The organism is Paraflavitalea sp. CAU 1676 (genome assembly GCF_029223285.1).
In the GTDB taxonomy this organism is placed as follows: Bacteria; Bacteroidota; Bacteroidia; order Chitinophagales; family Chitinophagaceae; genus Paraflavitalea.
On the sequence record NZ_JARHUJ010000001.1, the window covers coordinates 812,063 to 827,861 of the forward strand.

A 15,799-nucleotide genomic window follows, 5' to 3' on the forward strand; every position below is an offset into this window, starting at 1 on the left:
TGGCCTGGTCAGAAAGGCCGGCGGCCCGGGGCTTGCCGATCCGTTTCTGACCAGGCGTTCCCTTTATTTTCTGATCTCTGCCTGGAGGTCTTTTTCCAGGGCGGTCATGATCTTATTCATCATACCATCGATTTCCTTGTCGGTGAGTGTCTTTTCTTCATCGAGGAAGGTAAAGCTGACGGCGAGTGATTTCTTATCGGCGCCCAGTTTTTCGCTTTCAAAGATATCGAACAGCTGTACGGTCTGGAGTTTTTCGATGCGTACCTTTTTAACGGTCGACTCTACTTCTGTGTAGGGAAGTGCCTTTGGTACGATCATGGCCAGATCGCGGTGTACAGGTAGCTGCCTGGGCAGTTCGGTTACTTTGAGTACTCCTTTGGCGACTTTCTTCAGTAACAGTTCCCAGTCGATATCGGCGAAAAATACAGGCTGTTTAATGTCAAAGCGCTTGAGTTCATGGGGGGCTACGGTGCCTAAGGTGGCGATGACTTCGTTGTTGATCTTTACTTCCAGGCTGTCGGCCAGCTTTTGTGCGGTAGTGGCGGCCTGCCAGCTTGTTGCAGTAATTCCGGTAAGCTGCAATATCCTTGCCACGATTCCTTTAAGATAATACAGATCAACTCCATACCCTTTGCCTTTCCAGGAGTCTTCTTTTACCTGTCCGGTGATATACAGGCAAACGTGCTCTTGCTCATTGTAATGGCCGGGACCGGAGGTATGATACGTTTTACCGAATTCGAAGAACTGGAGGTTTAGGTTTTTCCGGTTTAGGTTGTGTGCTACCGCTTCGAGGCCTGTTTCGAGCATCGAAGGGCGCATGATATTGTGTTCTGCGCTGAGGTTGTTGAGCAGCTTTACAGCGGTACCCAGTTCGGCCTCGTCGAAATAAGCAGCATTGGTGATCGAGTTGGTGAAGATCTCGTTGAAGCCGAGCCCCACCAGGTAGTTGGCTGCTTTTTCGCGATAGGTATATTTATAGCTGTCGGTTTCGATCGAGGGCGAGATCATGATAGAGGTGGGGATCTCGACATTATCGAGGCCATCGATGCGCATGATCTCTTCCACTACGTCGGCCGGCAGGGTGATGTCGGGTTTGCTGTAGGGTGCGTTGACCCAGATATTGTCCATCCCTTCTTTGATCACTTCGAACCCGAGGGTCGTGAGGATCTTCTTTACGGTATCGGGATGGTAGTTTTTGCCGCTGAGCTTGCGGAGGTAGTGGTATTTCAGCACGACGGATGACCTTTCTCTTGGATCGGGGTATACGTCGATGATGTCGGAGGCGATCTCTCCGCCGGCCAGTTCCTTGATCATCATGGCGGCGCGTTTCAATACGTTGACGGTGTTGCTGATGTCGACGTTCTTTTCGAAACGGGTGGCCGCATCGGTGCGGAGGCCGTGACGGAAGGATGTTTTGCGGATCTCGATGGGGTTGAACCAGGCGCTTTCGAGGAAGATATTGGTGGTATCTGCCTTTACGCCGCTGTGAAGGCCGCCGAATACGCCGGCGATACACATAGGTTCACTCTCGCCATTGCAGATCATCAGGTCTTCTGCACTAAGCTTCCGGGTCTTTTCATCGAGCGACACGAAGGGGCTGCCTTCGGGCAGGTTCTTTACCAGTACCTTTTTTCCCTTGATGGCTTCGGCATTGAAGGCATGCAGGGGCTGGCCGGTTTCGTGCAGGATGAAGTTGGTAATGTCGACAATATTATTGATGGGGCGCAGGCCGATGGAACGGAGCCTGTCCTGCAGCCACTGGGGGCTTTCCTTTACCTGTACGTTGTTGATGCTGACGCCGCTGTAGCGCTGGCAGGCGTTGGCATTTTCGATCTCCACGGCAATGGGGGCCGATGTATTGTCGGTTTTGAAATTATTGGCGAAGGGAGTCTTTACCCGATAATCCTTTTTATCGTGGTGCACGAGGTAGGCGGTTACGTCGCGGGCTACGCCGAGATGGCTCATAGCATCCATGCGGTTGGGCGTAAGTCCGATCTCGAATACCCAATCGTTATAGGGTTTGAAATAGGTGGCGGCGGGAGTACCCACTTTTACTTCGGCAGGTAGTACGAGGATGCCGGCGTGGTTGTCGCTGAGTCCGATCTCGTCTTCGGCGCAGATCATGCCATAGCTCTCAACGCCGCGGATCTTGGCCACTTTCATGGTGAGTGGATCGCCTGTTTTGGGATAGATGGTGGCGCCTACAGGAGCTACGATCACTTTTTGACCGGCTGCCACGTTGGGGGCACCACATACGATCTGCAAGGGTTCGCCACTGCCGATGTTTACGGTAGTGAGCGATAATTTATCGGCATTGGGATGCTTTTCACGGGTCAATACTTCTCCGATGACCAGGCCCTGCAATCCACCTTTAAGACTTTCATATTTTTCAAGGCTTTCTACTTCGAGGCCAACGGCTGTTAAAATCCTGCTCAAGCGCTCCGGTTCGATGGTTACCGGTAAATATTCATGTAACCAGTTATACGAGATCGTCATTACTTAGTTTGATCTTTTGATGTTGATATTTCTTGCCTGCGCCACTTCTTTCACCGCTATCAGCTTTTGCCATTTGCCGGCGATTTTTGGGCGAGGGGCAAAGATAAGGATTAGCAGGCAAGGCGGGGCATGGATGTAGGTTCATGCCGTGGCGCCTGCTGGCAGCTTATGAGCGCGGTTTTGCATCAGCCTGGTATGGCTTATTGCGGCCCTGGGCCTATTGCGGGGGGTAAGGTTTGGGCGAACCTTACCCGGAAATGGCCACTGAGTTGGAGCGCCGGATCACAGTAAATTCCAGCCAATGGCTTTGTTGACGGTGGTGGCGATCACGGCGATGGCTGCATTGAGGGCGTTCTCTACGGCGATCAACCCGAGCCCCTGTATGGCGAGCAGTACGGTGCGGAATGAGTTCTTTTGAATTTGTATGTGCAGGAGTGCTTCTTCTTTGGTGATCTTGCCTTCGAGTTTGAGCTTGCCGATCATGGCCAGGTTTTGGGCGAAGGCTTTACTTTCTTTCTCGGCGAATGGTTTTACTTCTTTCCAGGCATTTTGCAGGATGGGTTTGGCTGCATTGAGCATCTCTTTGGCGATGGCCGATACGTTTATTGACATAGTGGTGATGTTGAATGGTGGTTAATTATTGTGCTTTGGCGCGGGCTTTGAGTGCCATGATGAATTTGAACATGGCGGTGTACTGCGATTCGAAGGCACCCTTGAGCAGGGTGACATCGGATTTGCTGAGCAAGCCGTTGGGTTTTCCTTTGTGGAGGGAGTCCATGAGGTTGACGTTTTCATCGAGGAGGTCGAGCATGTTGATCATGATCTTGTTCTTCTCGATGGCGTTATTGCGGATGCGAACGGTGCGCGACTTTACGCGGAGGCCTTCATAAAAAGGCAGCGAATTGTTGTAGGAGAGATCCTGCGAGCCTGGATTGGCTTCGTGTTTGACGAAGAAGGTGGTAGTACTTTGTTGCATTTCGGACAAGGTCTTGTCGGTAACGTCATCGTATGCGGATAGCAGGGTGACCTTGCAGGCGGTAAACAACAGGACGCTCAGCAGGAGTATGCCGGTGAGCTTTCGTAGTGTTGGGTGTGCTGTCATAAACAAAAATTAGGATTATTAATAGAGTATATTCAAACGGGTTATTGTTCGCCACCGGCGGGTGGTAGCGGTGGATTACTGTCGATGACCTTAAATTTCTTCGGAGGCGCCAGTGTGGCGTTATCTTCATCGGTAAAGGTCATGGTGAGTTCGGTCTTCGCTTTTGCAGCTTCGGGTAACTGGTAGGTGAAGCTGATCTCTTCGCTGGTGACCTGTGTTTCTGTAATGGTCTCATTGTCGATGGTGATGATCAAATTTTTCTCTTTCAGGTTCTTTCCTTTGATGAGGATGGTATTGGCGCCGTCCTTAACGAGTTCATCGGGTGTTATGGTATCTATCTTCAGTGCGGGATCGGTGAGTTTATTGGGCCGGTTGTCTTTGGGCGCGAAGATGACATCGAATACTTCTTTCAGTTTCTGGGTGGCGATATCGGTAAAGAGGCCGGTGAGGATGGCTACGGTGAGTATGCGATCGAGATCTACATTGCCGGGATCGTTGCTGGCGCCGAACGCGAAATAGAGGGCGAGCGAAAGGGCGGCGGCGGTGAAGGGGCGTACCCAGTACCAGAGTACCCAGCTGCGCCTGAATTTACCGGCGCCGATGAAGGTGGTGAAGGAGGTGGCTATATGGATCATATTGCCGAGGAAGCCACCAACGGCTACGAGCAGGAGCACAATGATGTTGAGGTGGATGTATTCGTAATGTGTGGTTGCTGTTTTTACCGGGCTGGCGGCGGGTGCTGCCTGGCTGGTGGTGGGTGGTGCAGCATGGAGGGCAGCGGTGTCGCGGCTGAGGGTGTCGGTGATGGAGCCGGGAGCGGTTGTGGCGATGGTTGCGGCCGGGGTTGTTGTTGTGGCAGTGGTGGTATCGGAGGGTGGCAGGCAAGCGTTTGTATCGAGTGTCATGGCGAACCATTCATAACGATAGAGGGCGCATTTTTTACCGGGTTCGGGTAATTGATCGGGCCAGAATGCAATGAGGACGGTGATCGACAGGACGGTGAACAGGACGAGGAGGAGACCGGCGGCTATTCTGCCTCCTTTGGTGATCTGCGGATCGGCCGTGTTGTTGTTCGCCATGTTGCGGGCTGTTTTGTATAGGTTAGTAATGGTGCCTTACTGTTGTGTGATCAAGGGGCTGTATTCAGGCTGGCGGGCCCTGGTGACCGGATTATGCTGCGTGACTGGGGGAGAGGGCAAAGCTGGGGAGAATATTTGTGATTATCAATACCACAAACAGGGTAGGGTGTGATGCCCGGCTGTGGGGAGGGAGGCCTGGTGAAAGCGGCTGACCGGGAGCGGTAACCTGGCTAATGCGTTGTTTGGTGGCGGTTGTGGATAGGTGACGGGATGCAACGAATGAGGGGGCCTGAGAAGGTGGGCATGGCGGGAAGTGTAGCTGGCGTATCAGGAGGCTGGGAAAGGGAGAACTGAAGGATGGAATAGTAGTGGATAGGGGCCTGGGGGTGTACTGTGAGGGTACTGCTCGGTACGGGTTCGGCACGGAGCCGAGTCTCGATAAGGTCTCGATAAGGTCTCGGTAAGGTCTCTACAAGGTCTCGGTAAGTCGGGTTATTGGGAGGTCAAAAAGGGACAACAAATGCGGGAGAAGGGTGTGGTTGCGTGTTGGGAGCGGGGGGCTGGGCCTGGTTTTAGCAGCTAATTCTTATTGATAAGAAAATTAAATGGCTGCAGGTTGTTCGACAACATGAGGTGGATACGTGGAGCCCGGCGTTCCAGGCGATATTGCCGAATTCTGGCGATCTCGAGGGTGTTGGAATAGGCCAGTGCTTTGGTGGTGAGTAACTGGCTGCATAATTTTTCGTACTGGATCAGTAACTCCAATTCTTCGCCCTGCTGATCGTTCAGCAACACCTCGTAATGCCTAAGTTGATATACCCGCATGGTGAATTAAAAGTTAATACTTCCTCTAATATCGCTCATAAAACAATACCAGTAAAGCTTTGTTCATTTTTTCAATCTAAAGTTAATGTATTTACTGCTGTTTCGGCGGTATGAAGGTGATAAAATCGAGGCTGATTAAGTGTTTTTTCATAGCTGCGACCGGTAAACCCTTAGTGCTGCTGTATCTCATTCGAACGGACTTCTTTCCAAATTTTTTCACCATATTTTCTTCGCACAAGTGTGTGTTAATTTCCTTTGGGCCGGGGTGCCAAACTTTTGTAAATTGGGTATAACCGGCACGTTGATGTGGATAACCCCTAAATAGGTGTGAACCGAACCGTGAATTGGGGGTTATTAAATATAGGTTCCAGATTTTTTTTTCCGGGACGTTGGGTGGTTATATATTCGCCGTCCTGACTAAAGCGGTAACATTCGGGTAACCCTGGATTAACAATTTCGTAACACAAGTCTGGAATACTGACCCGCCCGTCATTGGTTGGATTCTCCAATTGAGTGACCAGGAAAATCCGTCCCCCTAAAGCAGAGACCATCGTTCAGTGGATTGTATTTGCCAACGTTCTCATTTACTTACTGACCAATTGAACCAATGGAGCTAACGAATTTTAATAAAGACCGCAGTAAACAGCGGCGGAAAGGATCGGTTGATCTGAGTACGATGATGTATGGAAAGGTTCCGCCACAGGCGAAGGACCTCGAGGAAGCTGTACTGGGTGCTATCATGTTGGAAAAGAGCGCTTTCGATACTGTGATCGAGATTTTGAAGCCGGAGTGCTTTTATGTGGATGCCAATCAGCGTATTTACCGGGGCATGCTGAGCCTTCAGCAAAAGAACCAGCCCATCGATATTTTGACCGTGGTGGAGGAGTTGAGGAGCAAGGACGAACTGGAAATGGTAGGTGGTCCGTACTATGTGACCAGGCTGACCAATTCGGTGGTTTCTTCTGCCAACATCGATGCTCACTCCCGTATCATCCTTCAGAAATTCATTCAGCGTGAATTGATCCGCATCAGCGGCGAGATCATCAGTGAGTCGTACGAAGACAGCACCGATGTTTTTGACCTGCTGGATGAAGCTGAAAGCAAGCTGTTCGAGATCACCAATAATCACCTTCGTAAGAACTTCGACAGTATCGACAGTGTGTTGGTGAAAACGGTACAACGGATCGAGGACATGCGCAGCCGTACGGAAGATATTACGGGTGTACCGAGCGGTTTTAAGACGTTGGACGCGGTTACTTATGGCTGGCAGCCTTCTGACCTTGTGATCCTCGCGGCACGTCCTGCGGTAGGTAAAACGGCCTTCGCCCTTAACCTGGTACGGAATGCGGCGTTGAACCCGCAGAAGCCCACTCCGGTGGCTTTCTTCAGCCTTGAAATGAGCTCGGCCCAGCTGGTACAGCGTATCCTCTCGGCCGAAAGTGAGATCTGGCTGGAAAAGATCTCCCGTGGTAAAATGGAAGAACACGAGATGAAGCAGCTCTATGCCAAGGGTATCCAGAAACTGGCACAGGCGCCCATCTTTATCGATGATACAGCGGCTTTGAACGTATTTGAATTGCGGGCTAAAGCGCGCCGTTTGAAGAACAAGCACAATATCGGTTTGATCATCATCGACTACCTGCAGCTGATGAGCGGCGGCGGTGGCAAGAACCAGAACCGTGAGCAGGAGATCAGTACCATCTCCCGTAACTTAAAAACGCTGGCGAAGGAGTTGATGGTACCGATCATCGCCCTGTCGCAGTTAAGCCGGGCGGTGGAAACGCGTAAAGACGGCAATAAGATGCCCCAGCTGAGTGACCTTCGGGAATCGGGTGCGATCGAACAGGATGCGGACATGGTAATGTTCATTTACCGTCCGGAATACTACGATATTGCCCAGAACGAAATGGGGGAAAGCAATAAGGGTGAAACGCATATCCGTATCGCTAAACACCGTAACGGTTCGCTGGAAACGATCAAGCTGCGTGCCTTGCTGCACATCCAGAAGTTCACGGAGTTTGAGGAAGATGATTTTGGCGGTCTGCAACCCGGTGGCGGCGGCGGTAACTGGAAGCCTGTGCAACCCGATAATGCGGGTGGTGCGGACGGCGGTGGTGGCGCCAAGCTCTTTATTCAAGCTGGCAGTAAAATGAATGATATGCCGTTTGGCGATGATGATGATGCGCCGTTCTAAGAAAGGCAGCGTAGGCAATCCCGACATACGTCGGGACAACTGAGGCAGCGACGAGAAGAGTGAATGGCCTGGAGCTATGATGATCGAAAAAGCAACAGCTAAAACATACTATAAACTTCTGAGGTTGTTTATTCCTGGCCCTCCCAATTAAGCATCGGGGAGGGCTTTTTCTTTTTTGGCTATTGATTGGCGCACGAAAGTGCCGATAAGGTAACTTGCAGCATGAGCCTGCCTATCTTCTATATAGAATCTGCTGCTGCGGTCAATGATATTATCACGCTTCCCGAAGAGGCTTCCAAACATATCATCCAGGTGTTACGCAAACAGGTTGGTGAGCTGGTGCAGCTTACTGACGGTGTGGGCAACCTGCTGACTGCCGAGATCATCAACGATCACAAAAAGAAATGTGGTGTAAGGATCAACGACGCCGTATATACGGCTCCGGCCAAGCGCCGGATCACCGTTGCGATCTCTCTCTTAAAGAATGCCAGCCGCTTTGAATGGTTTCTGGAAAAGGCTACCGAGATCGGGGTGCAGAGTATTATTCCTTTACTGTGCGATCGTACGGAGCGCGAACACTTCCGCCACGATCGTATGCAGGGCATCCTGGTGAGCGCCATGTTGCAAAGTCAGCAGAGCTGGCTGCCCGAACTGCATCAACCTGTGGCCTATGAACAACTCTTCCGCCTGGAAGATGTGATGCAGACCTCTCAAAAGTTCATTGCCCATTGTATCGATAGTGACCGCCGTGAACTGCAACGGGAAGTTTCGGCTGTGCAGCCTTCACAGATCATATTGATCGGTCCGGAAGGCGATTTTACACAAGATGAAATTGCCCTGGCCCTGCAACATCAATTTATGCCTGTGGTGATCGGCCATAACCGACTGCGTACTGAAACCGCCGGTGTGGTCGCGGCTTCGTTACTGAAGATCGTTTGAGGGCGGGTAAAGTTGAGCGGGCGCGTTTGGCGAAGGAAAACAAAAAAGCCCGGTCAATTACTTGCCGGGCTGTATAGTTACTAAACGTATTTGTGTTAGTGGGCCATATCGTCTTCCTTCTTTTTGCCGGCCCCGTCGAGTATGGGCGAATTGAGCTGCACCACGCGTTTCGCCTGCCGCTTTCGCATGGTCATGTTGAGCAGCTCTACGCCAAATGAGAATGCCATTCCGAAATAGATATAGTTCTTCAGGTGCAGATCGTGTGCTCTTTCCGAGTCCCAGCCTTCGATCACCAGGCTCAAACCGATCATTACGAGGAATGACAGGGCCAGCATCTTGATCGTAGGGTGTTCCGATACGAAGTTGGAGATGGCGGGGCTGAACAGGAACATGATGATCATAGCGATGATAACCGCAGCGATCATGATCTCCACGTGTTTTGCCGTACCTCCGGCGGTGATGATGCTATCGAATGAGAAGACGGCGTCGATCACTACGATCTGCCCCAGTGCCTGTCCCATACTCAGCGGTTTCTTGCGCTGTGTGCTGGCATTGGGATCTTCCCCTTCCAGTTTATGGTGTATCTCCATTACTGTTTTATAGATCAGGAATAATCCGCCGGCGAGCATTACCAGGCTGGCGAGGTCGAAGCCTTTACCAAACCAGCTTTCGGGGATCACGTATTTGCCCTTTTGTTCCAGCAGCCAGCCGAGGGCGAGCAGCAACAAGCTGCGTACGATGATTCCACTAATCATCCAGAAGCGCCTTGCCTTTGCCATTTCCTTTTTGGTGTGCAGGCGGTTCATGATGATGCTTACAAAGATCACGTTGTCGATACCTAAGACGATTTCAAGTATAACGAGGACCACAAAACTGATGATGCTATCCGTCGTAAGAAGATGTTCCATTTGTATATATAAGTTGTATAACCAGTTATTTATTACAGCCAGCGGAGTTATTTATTCTTAGGTTATGCCAGCGATTTACAGATGTTCTGTACAATTCCCGGACCTTCATAAATAAAACCTGTCCACACCTGTATGAGGGAGGCTCCTGCCTGCAATTTTTCCTGTGCATCGGCGCCGGTGAATATGCCGCCGGATGCGATTACAGGTACTTGTCCGTTGGTTCTTTGTGTGATGTATTGAACGATACCTGTCGATTTCTGTGTAAGGGGTTTGCCGCTTAATCCGCCGGCGCCGATCTGCGCCAGTTCGGCTTCGGTGGATTGTAGTCCGGTGCGATCGATGGTGGTGTTGGTGGCTACCAATCCGTCGAGTTTTATTTCCATGGCGAGGTCGATGACATCATCGATCTGCTCGCGGGTGAGGTCGGGTGCAATTTTAAGCAGGAGGGGCTTGGGATCCTGTTGGGTGCCTGCGAGGGTTTGGTTGATGGTTTGCAGGTGCGAAAGGATCTTGCGCAAGGCATCCTTTTCCTGGAGTTCGCGCAAGCCGGGTGTGTTGGGTGAACTTACATTGACGACAAAATAATCGACCCAATCGTAGAGCTCGCGGAAGCAGATCTCGTAATCTTTCCAGGCGTCTTCGTTGGGTGTCACTTTGTTCTTACCGATGTTGCCGCCAATGATGAGGCGCGGTTCGCCGGCATCGGCAGATGCCGCTTTGCTGGTGCCCAGGGTTTGTTTTGCCTTCCAGTCTTTAAGACGCTTTGCCACTACTTTTACGCCTTCGTTGTTAAAGCCCATACGGTTGATGAGGGCTTTGTCTTTGGGGAGGCGGAAGAGACGCGGCTGATCGTTGCCGGCTTGTGGTTTGGGGGTAACGGTGCCGATCTCGACATATCCGAAGCCCAGGGCTTCAAGTTCGTTGAGATAGAGGGCATTCTTGTCGAAGCCGGCTGCCAGGCCTACGGGATTCCTAAACTGCAATCCAAATAAATGGTGGCTGAGCTTTTTGCTGGCCGGTGTATTTCTTCGGGCGATGATGCGCTTCACAAAACCAACCTTGCAGGCCAGTTTCAAGGCGTTCATGGAGAAATGGTGCACTCCTTCTGTAGGAAAAAGGAACAATACTTGTCGGATAAACGTATACATAGACGGGTGCGAAGATATTTCTTTCTCCCTCCATTGCGACCGCTATGTGGCAAAATTTTAGTGAAGTATGTGCCAGAGGCGATGAGAGATAAGGTAGTAATGAAGGTGCATTTTGGTGCTATGACAACAGGGGTGCCTTCAATTTCCACGGTAAGCAAGCAGATAAGCTGGTGGTGTTGTTATAAGGATAGGTAGCTGATAATGAAGCGGAAACAGCGGTTCTGTCCCCTGTTTTGAAAACTTGTATGTTCTTGTTATCTTTGGTATACAAGGTTGCATAAACAACTAAAATTATTCCTATGCAAGAGGCATATATCGTTGCAGGCTTTCGCACTGCTGTAGGTAAATCGAAGCGTGGTGTTTTCCGTTTTTACCGGCCCGATGACCTTGCGATCGATGTGATCAAGGGTTTGCTGGCGTCGGTTCCGCAGCTTGACCCCAAACGGGTTGACGATGTGATCGTGGGTAATGCGGTTCCGGAGGCTGAGCAGGGTTTGCAGGTTGGCCGTATTATTGCGGCCCGTGCGCTTGGTTTTGAGGTACCTGGCATGACGGTGAACCGTTATTGTGCGTCGGGGCTGGAGACCATCGCTATTGCTACTGCCAAGATCCGTATGGGGCAGGCGGAATGTATCGTAGCTGGCGGTACTGAAAGTATGAGCCTGGTACCTACAGCTGGTTGGAAAACGGTGCCTGCCTATTCCATTGCGAAAGACGAACCAGATTATTACCTGAGCATGGGGCTTACGGCCGAGGCGGTTGCCAAGGAGTATACTGTAAGCCGTGAAGACCAGGATGCTTTCTCCTATAACTCTCATAAGAAGGCAATTAATGCCATTGAACAGGGATTTTTCAAGAGTGGCATTTTGCCTATTACGGTGGAGCAGGTGTATGTAGATGAAAAAGGCAAGAAGAAATCGAAGACCTATGTAGTGGATACTGATGAGGGGCCGCGCCAGGATACCAGCCTGGAAGCGCTGGGCAAACTGAAGCCAGTTTTTGCTGCCAGCGGTTCGGTAACGGCAGGCAATTCTTCCCAAACTTCGGATGGCGCAGCTTTCGTGATCGTGATGAGTGAGAAACTGGTAAACGAGTTGGGATTGAAACCCATTGCGCGTTTGGTGAACTGTGCTTCGGCCGGTGTTCATCCAAGGATCATGGGTATTGGTCCGGTCGAGGCAGTGCCGAAGGTGTTGAAGCAAGCAGGGATGAACCTTGGTCAGATCGACCTCGTTGAATTGAACGAGGCGTTTGCTTCGCAGGCGCTGGCGGTTATCCGTAAGCTGGAGATGAATCCTGACATCGTCAATATCAATGGGGGCGCAATTGCGTTGGGCCACCCACTGGGTTGTACCGGTACCAAACTCACTATTCAGATCACCAACGATATGAAACGATTGAATAAGAAATACGGCATTGTTACGGCCTGTGTGGGCGGTGGACAGGGGATTGCAGGCATTATTGAAAATATTAATTAGTCAGTAACCATATAGTTTAGATTCTTTAAGTGGCCTGTGGTACGAAGTTGGAACATCCGAAATCGTGCTACAGGCCTTCTTATTTATCGTGTTATTACGTAATTAGCACGGAAATTTACCTGTAGATACCAATTGTGGTCATATGGCAGCATTTTTGAGTATTGAAGGCTGCGTCTGCTTTCGCATAATGTTTTACGGTTACGCTGGTTATGCGAACACCCTAATATCAAACCTATGGATAGAAGATCATTCTTCCTGCTTACTAGAAAACCTATTGCTGCTCCCGATCGTCCGTATGCCGGGTTGCGTTTTATCAATTCCGGTTTAACTCCCTATAGCGGAGCGTGGACCTCGGCTGAGGTTGCTCACTTGTTGAAGCGCACTATGTTTGGCGCGAAGAAAAGCGATATCGATCATTTCCTGTCGATGCCGGTTTCACAAGCTGTAGATGCTTTATTGAATATTTCTCCTGCTCCGGCTCCTCCTGTTAAGACTTATGATAATACCGGTATTGCCGGCGGTGATCCTGAATTGACAGTTCCTGATGGATCTACCTGGGTTAACACGGTGACCAGGGATGAAGAGGCCAACGAAAAGCGGGTATTGTCGTGGAAGTCGTGGTGGACGAGTTTGATGATCAACCAGGACCGTTCCATTACCGAAAAGCTGATCCTTTTCTGGCATCATCATTTTGCCACCGAAGCCAATATGTACCGTAATGGCATTGCGGGTTACCGCCACTATGTGTTGCTGCATCAACTGGCGCTGGGCAATTTCAAGCAACTGGTGCGGGCTGTTACACTCGATCTGGCGATGCTCCGCTACCTGAATGGCTGGCTCAATATCAAGCAGGCGCCGGATGAGAACTATGCGCGTGAGTTGCAAGAGCTTTTTACCCTGGGTAAAGAAAACGATCCCAATTATACTGAACCGGATGTACTCGCAGCTGCGCGTGTGCTGACGGGCTGGACCATCGACGTAGAGACAGAGACCTTGATGTTTGTGCCCGAACGGCATGACAGCACGAGTAAATCATTCTCTTCGTTTTACGGCACTACGATTGCGGGGCGCAGTGATGCCACGGCGGGTGATGCTGAGCTGGACGATCTGCTCAATATGATCTTCAATAAAAAGGTGGAGGTGTCGGAGTTCATCGTGCGTAAGCTGTATCGTTGGTTTTGCTATTATACCATCGACGCGGCGACGGAGACGAATGTGATCAAACCGCTGGCACAGCAATTCCGGGATGGCAATTGGGAGATCAAGCCGGTACTGGCGAGGCTTTTCAAGAGCGAGCATTTCTTTGATGCACTTAATCAGGGATGCCTGATCAAGAGCCCGGTTGACCTGACTGTAGGATTATGCCGTGAATTCAATGTGGTGTTCCCCACTGGCGGCAATGATGCCTATAATATGTGGGCCTTTGTGATGGACCAGGCGGGGCATATGCAACAGTATATCGGCGATCCGCCGGGTGTTTCGGGCTGGCCTGCCTATTACCAGTTGCCACAGTTTCATGAAATGTGGATCACCTCGGATACTTTACCCAAACGTAATATTTTCAGTGACCTGTTGATCGTAATGGGATATATGCGGGATAACGTGACGTTGAAAATCGATCCGGTTGCGTTTGCGAAGACTTTGTCGAACCCCGGCGATCCCAACGCTTTGATGAATGACTCGCTGGCCATTTTGTACCGGGTGCCGTTGTCGGACGCGGTTAAGCAAAATATCAAGAAGCAGATCTTACTTTCCAACCAGGATTCGGATCACTATTGGACGGTGGCCTGGAACAACCATGTCAACAATCCGGGCAATGACACGTACTACCAAACGGTGAACATGCGGTTGACCTCTTTTTATAAATACCTGATGAACCTGGCCGAGTATCAATTATCCTGACACTACCCAACCCAATAACTATGAAACGCAGAGACTTTGTAAAGCAAACTTTGCCAGCGACGCTGACCCTACCGGGGTTGATCAATGGCTTTTCGGTGAAGGCCTATACGGGTGCTTCTCCGTTGGTGCAGGCGCTCATGAGTGCTCCGCCGACGGATACGGATAAGGTGTTGGTGCTGGTGCAGCTGAACGGTGGTAATGATGGCCTCAACATGGTGATCCCGATCGAGTTTTATGGCAATTACCTGAATGCACGGAAGAATATTGCGATCCCGCAAAACAAGATACTTACCTTAAGCGGCAACAATAAGACCGGTTTGCATCCCGGCATGACGGGTATGCAGACTTTGTATAATGAAGGGAAGCTTTCCATTGTGCAGTCGGTTGGTATTCCTACGCCCAGCTTTTCGCATTTCAGGGCTACGGATATCTGGATGAGTGCTTCGAATCCGGACGAGATTCTAAGCACCGGCTGGGCTGGTCGTTATTTGGGTACTCAGTTCCCAAATTACCCCAATGGTTATCCCAATGCACAGGTGCCCGACCCGCTTGCTATTCAAATTGGTGCGGTGCCTTCGTTGGCGTTACAGGGGCCGGTCATGAATATGTCGATGAATATTTTTGATCCGAGCCATTTCTACGACTTCCTGGAAGGAGTAACGGAGGTGGTGCCGGATACACCCTGGGGCAAGGAGTTGAAGTACATCCGGCTGATCGGCGGGCAAACTGAACAATACTCCAACGTGATCAGGGCGGCGGCGGCCAAGGTTACCAAGCAGGGCAGTTACCCGGGCGACAATTACCTGGGACAGCAATTGAAGATCGTGGCGCGGCTCATTAAAGGTGGTTTGAAAACGAGGATCTATATGGTGAGTACGGGTGGTTTCGATACGCATTCGGACCAGGTGAACAGCCTGGATACGACCATCGGTGTACACCATAAACTGCTGTCGGGTGTTTCAAATGCCATCAAATCCTTTATGGATGACCTGGAAGGATTGGGGGTGGCTGACAGGGTGATCGGATTGACGTTCTCCGAGTTTGGACGTCGCATCAAATCGAACGGCAGTATGGGGACGGATCATGGTTCTGCGGCGCCCATGTTCGTTTTTGGTAAGAATGTACGGCCAGGAGTTATTGGTAACAACCCCAGTATTCCGGCCAATGCTTCGGTGAATGATAATATTCCCTTTCAATATGATTTCCGGAGTATTTATGCCTCGCTCTTGCAACAGTGGTTTTGTGTCAATGCTACCGACCTGGAGACGATCATGCTGCGTAATTTTCAGCAGGTTCCGCTTGCGGTGAATGCTGCCTGTGGCGCCACGGGGCTGGACGATATTATCCGGGGAGCGGGCGAAGAGCTCATCACCAACTATCCCAATCCCTTTGTGGACAGTACCAATATTACTTTCCGTACCAAGGGCGGGCACACGCTGGTGCAGGTGATGGATAGCCTGGGCCGGGTGGTGAAAACGTTGACGGACAAGGTGTATGCACCGGGTGTTTACAAGCTTGGTTTCGACAGTTACGGTTTGCCGGGTGGTGTTTATTACGCCCGTTTTCAGAATGGGGCCATTCAGCAGGTGCGTTCGATGCTGAAGACGCGTTAGAGGAAGTACCGGGTGGATTATTTCGATCAGTGAATGGGGGAGGGCAGGTTGTTTGCATAATATTAATTTATTATAGATTGGCGGAAAGTCCCTTATCGGGGCTTTTTTCTTTTCA

At 50.7% G+C, this 15,799-nt stretch carries 12 protein-coding genes; 5 read left to right on the plus strand and 7 right to left on the minus strand.

Annotation, left to right across the window (positions count from 1 at the left end):
- Nucleotides 1-63 precede the first annotated feature (63 nt).
- The 5 genes from pheT to P2H89_RS03335 all read right to left on the minus strand — a co-directional run bounded on the left by pheT (nucleotide 64) and on the right by P2H89_RS03335 (nucleotide 5,502).
- Nucleotides 64-2,496, minus strand: a complete 2,433-nt coding sequence (pheT, locus tag P2H89_RS03315; protein WP_275825074.1) for a phenylalanine--tRNA ligase subunit beta — start codon at nucleotides 2,494-2,496, stop codon at nucleotides 64-66.
- Nucleotides 2,497-2,778: 282 nt separating this feature from the next.
- Nucleotides 2,779-3,108, minus strand: coding sequence for a hypothetical protein (locus P2H89_RS03320; protein WP_275825075.1), 330 nt, complete (start codon nucleotides 3,106-3,108; stop codon nucleotides 2,779-2,781).
- A gap of 25 nt (nucleotides 3,109-3,133) precedes the next feature.
- Nucleotides 3,134-3,598 carry a hypothetical protein gene (locus tag P2H89_RS03325; protein WP_275825076.1) on the minus strand — a complete coding sequence of 155 codons (465 nt, stop codon included), beginning with the start codon at nucleotides 3,596-3,598 and terminating at the stop codon, nucleotides 3,134-3,136.
- 41 nt (nucleotides 3,599-3,639) lie between these two features.
- Nucleotides 3,640-4,677: an IPT/TIG domain-containing protein gene (locus tag P2H89_RS03330; protein WP_275825077.1), complete on the minus strand. Its 1,038-nt coding sequence runs from the start codon at nucleotides 4,675-4,677 to the stop codon at nucleotides 3,640-3,642.
- Between the two features lie 579 nt (nucleotides 4,678-5,256).
- Entirely contained in the window at nucleotides 5,257-5,502 is a 246-nt protein-coding gene (locus P2H89_RS03335; RefSeq protein ID WP_275825078.1) for a hypothetical protein, read from the minus strand.
- 607 nt (nucleotides 5,503-6,109) lie between these two features.
- On the opposite strand from P2H89_RS03335, the gene dnaB reads away from it, so the two are divergent.
- The gene (gene dnaB, locus P2H89_RS03340; RefSeq protein WP_275825079.1) at nucleotides 6,110-7,696 is read left to right on the plus strand and encodes a replicative DNA helicase; all 1,587 of its coding nucleotides are present in this window, start codon (nucleotides 6,110-6,112) and stop codon (nucleotides 7,694-7,696) included.
- A gap of 222 nt (nucleotides 7,697-7,918) precedes the next feature.
- Entirely contained in the window at nucleotides 7,919-8,635 is a 717-nt protein-coding gene (locus P2H89_RS03345) for an RsmE family RNA methyltransferase (protein ID WP_275825080.1), read from the plus strand.
- Between the two features lie 95 nt (nucleotides 8,636-8,730).
- Here the strand turns inward: P2H89_RS03345 and P2H89_RS03350 are convergent, their stop codons facing one another.
- A complete protein-coding gene (locus P2H89_RS03350; protein WP_275825082.1) occupies nucleotides 8,731-9,543 on the minus strand; it encodes a TerC family protein in 813 nt (270 codons plus the stop codon).
- 62 nt (nucleotides 9,544-9,605) lie between these two features.
- On the minus strand, nucleotides 9,606-10,691 hold the full coding sequence (locus P2H89_RS03355; RefSeq protein ID WP_275825083.1) for a quinone-dependent dihydroorotate dehydrogenase: 1,086 nt from the start codon (nucleotides 10,689-10,691) through the stop codon (nucleotides 9,606-9,608).
- A gap of 299 nt (nucleotides 10,692-10,990) precedes the next feature.
- On the opposite strand from P2H89_RS03355, the gene P2H89_RS03360 reads away from it, so the two are divergent.
- The 3 genes from P2H89_RS03360 (at nucleotide 10,991) to P2H89_RS03370 (ending at nucleotide 15,684) form a co-directional block, all read left to right on the plus strand.
- The gene (locus P2H89_RS03360; RefSeq protein ID WP_275825084.1) at nucleotides 10,991-12,169 is read left to right on the plus strand and encodes an acetyl-CoA C-acyltransferase; all 1,179 of its coding nucleotides are present in this window, start codon (nucleotides 10,991-10,993) and stop codon (nucleotides 12,167-12,169) included.
- Between the two features lie 234 nt (nucleotides 12,170-12,403).
- Nucleotides 12,404-14,071 carry a DUF1800 domain-containing protein gene (locus P2H89_RS03365; protein ID WP_275825085.1) on the plus strand — a complete coding sequence of 556 codons (1,668 nt, stop codon included), beginning with the start codon at nucleotides 12,404-12,406 and terminating at the stop codon, nucleotides 14,069-14,071.
- 20 nt (nucleotides 14,072-14,091) lie between these two features.
- Nucleotides 14,092-15,684 (plus strand): DUF1501 domain-containing protein, encoded by a 1,593-nt coding sequence (locus P2H89_RS03370; protein ID WP_275825086.1) that lies wholly within the window; start codon nucleotides 14,092-14,094, stop codon nucleotides 15,682-15,684.
- Nucleotides 15,685-15,799: the final 115 nt, after the last annotated feature.

Coding starts and splice junctions, on each gene's coding strand:
- P2H89_RS03350 (WP_275825082.1), bottom strand. CDS start 9,543: ATGGAACATCTTCTTACGACGGATAGCATCATCAGTTTTGTGGTCCTC.
- P2H89_RS03335 (WP_275825078.1), bottom strand. CDS start 5,502: ATGCGGGTATATCAACTTAGGCATTACGAGGTGTTGCTGAACGATCAG.
- P2H89_RS03360 (WP_275825084.1), top strand. CDS start 10,991: ATGCAAGAGGCATATATCGTTGCAGGCTTTCGCACTGCTGTAGGTAAA.
- P2H89_RS03370 (WP_275825086.1), top strand. CDS start 14,092: ATGAAACGCAGAGACTTTGTAAAGCAAACTTTGCCAGCGACGCTGACC.
- P2H89_RS03325 (WP_275825076.1), bottom strand. CDS start 3,598: ATGACAGCACACCCAACACTACGAAAGCTCACCGGCATACTCCTGCTG.
- P2H89_RS03345 (WP_275825080.1), top strand. CDS start 7,919: ATGAGCCTGCCTATCTTCTATATAGAATCTGCTGCTGCGGTCAATGAT.
- P2H89_RS03355 (WP_275825083.1), bottom strand. CDS start 10,691: ATGTATACGTTTATCCGACAAGTATTGTTCCTTTTTCCTACAGAAGGA.
- P2H89_RS03330 (WP_275825077.1), bottom strand. CDS start 4,677: ATGGCGAACAACAACACGGCCGATCCGCAGATCACCAAAGGAGGCAGA.
- P2H89_RS03320 (WP_275825075.1), bottom strand. CDS start 3,108: ATGTCAATAAACGTATCGGCCATCGCCAAAGAGATGCTCAATGCAGCC.
- dnaB (WP_275825079.1), top strand. CDS start 6,110: ATGGAGCTAACGAATTTTAATAAAGACCGCAGTAAACAGCGGCGGAAA.
- P2H89_RS03365 (WP_275825085.1), top strand. CDS start 12,404: ATGGATAGAAGATCATTCTTCCTGCTTACTAGAAAACCTATTGCTGCT.
- pheT (WP_275825074.1), bottom strand. CDS start 2,496: ATGACGATCTCGTATAACTGGTTACATGAATATTTACCGGTAACCATC.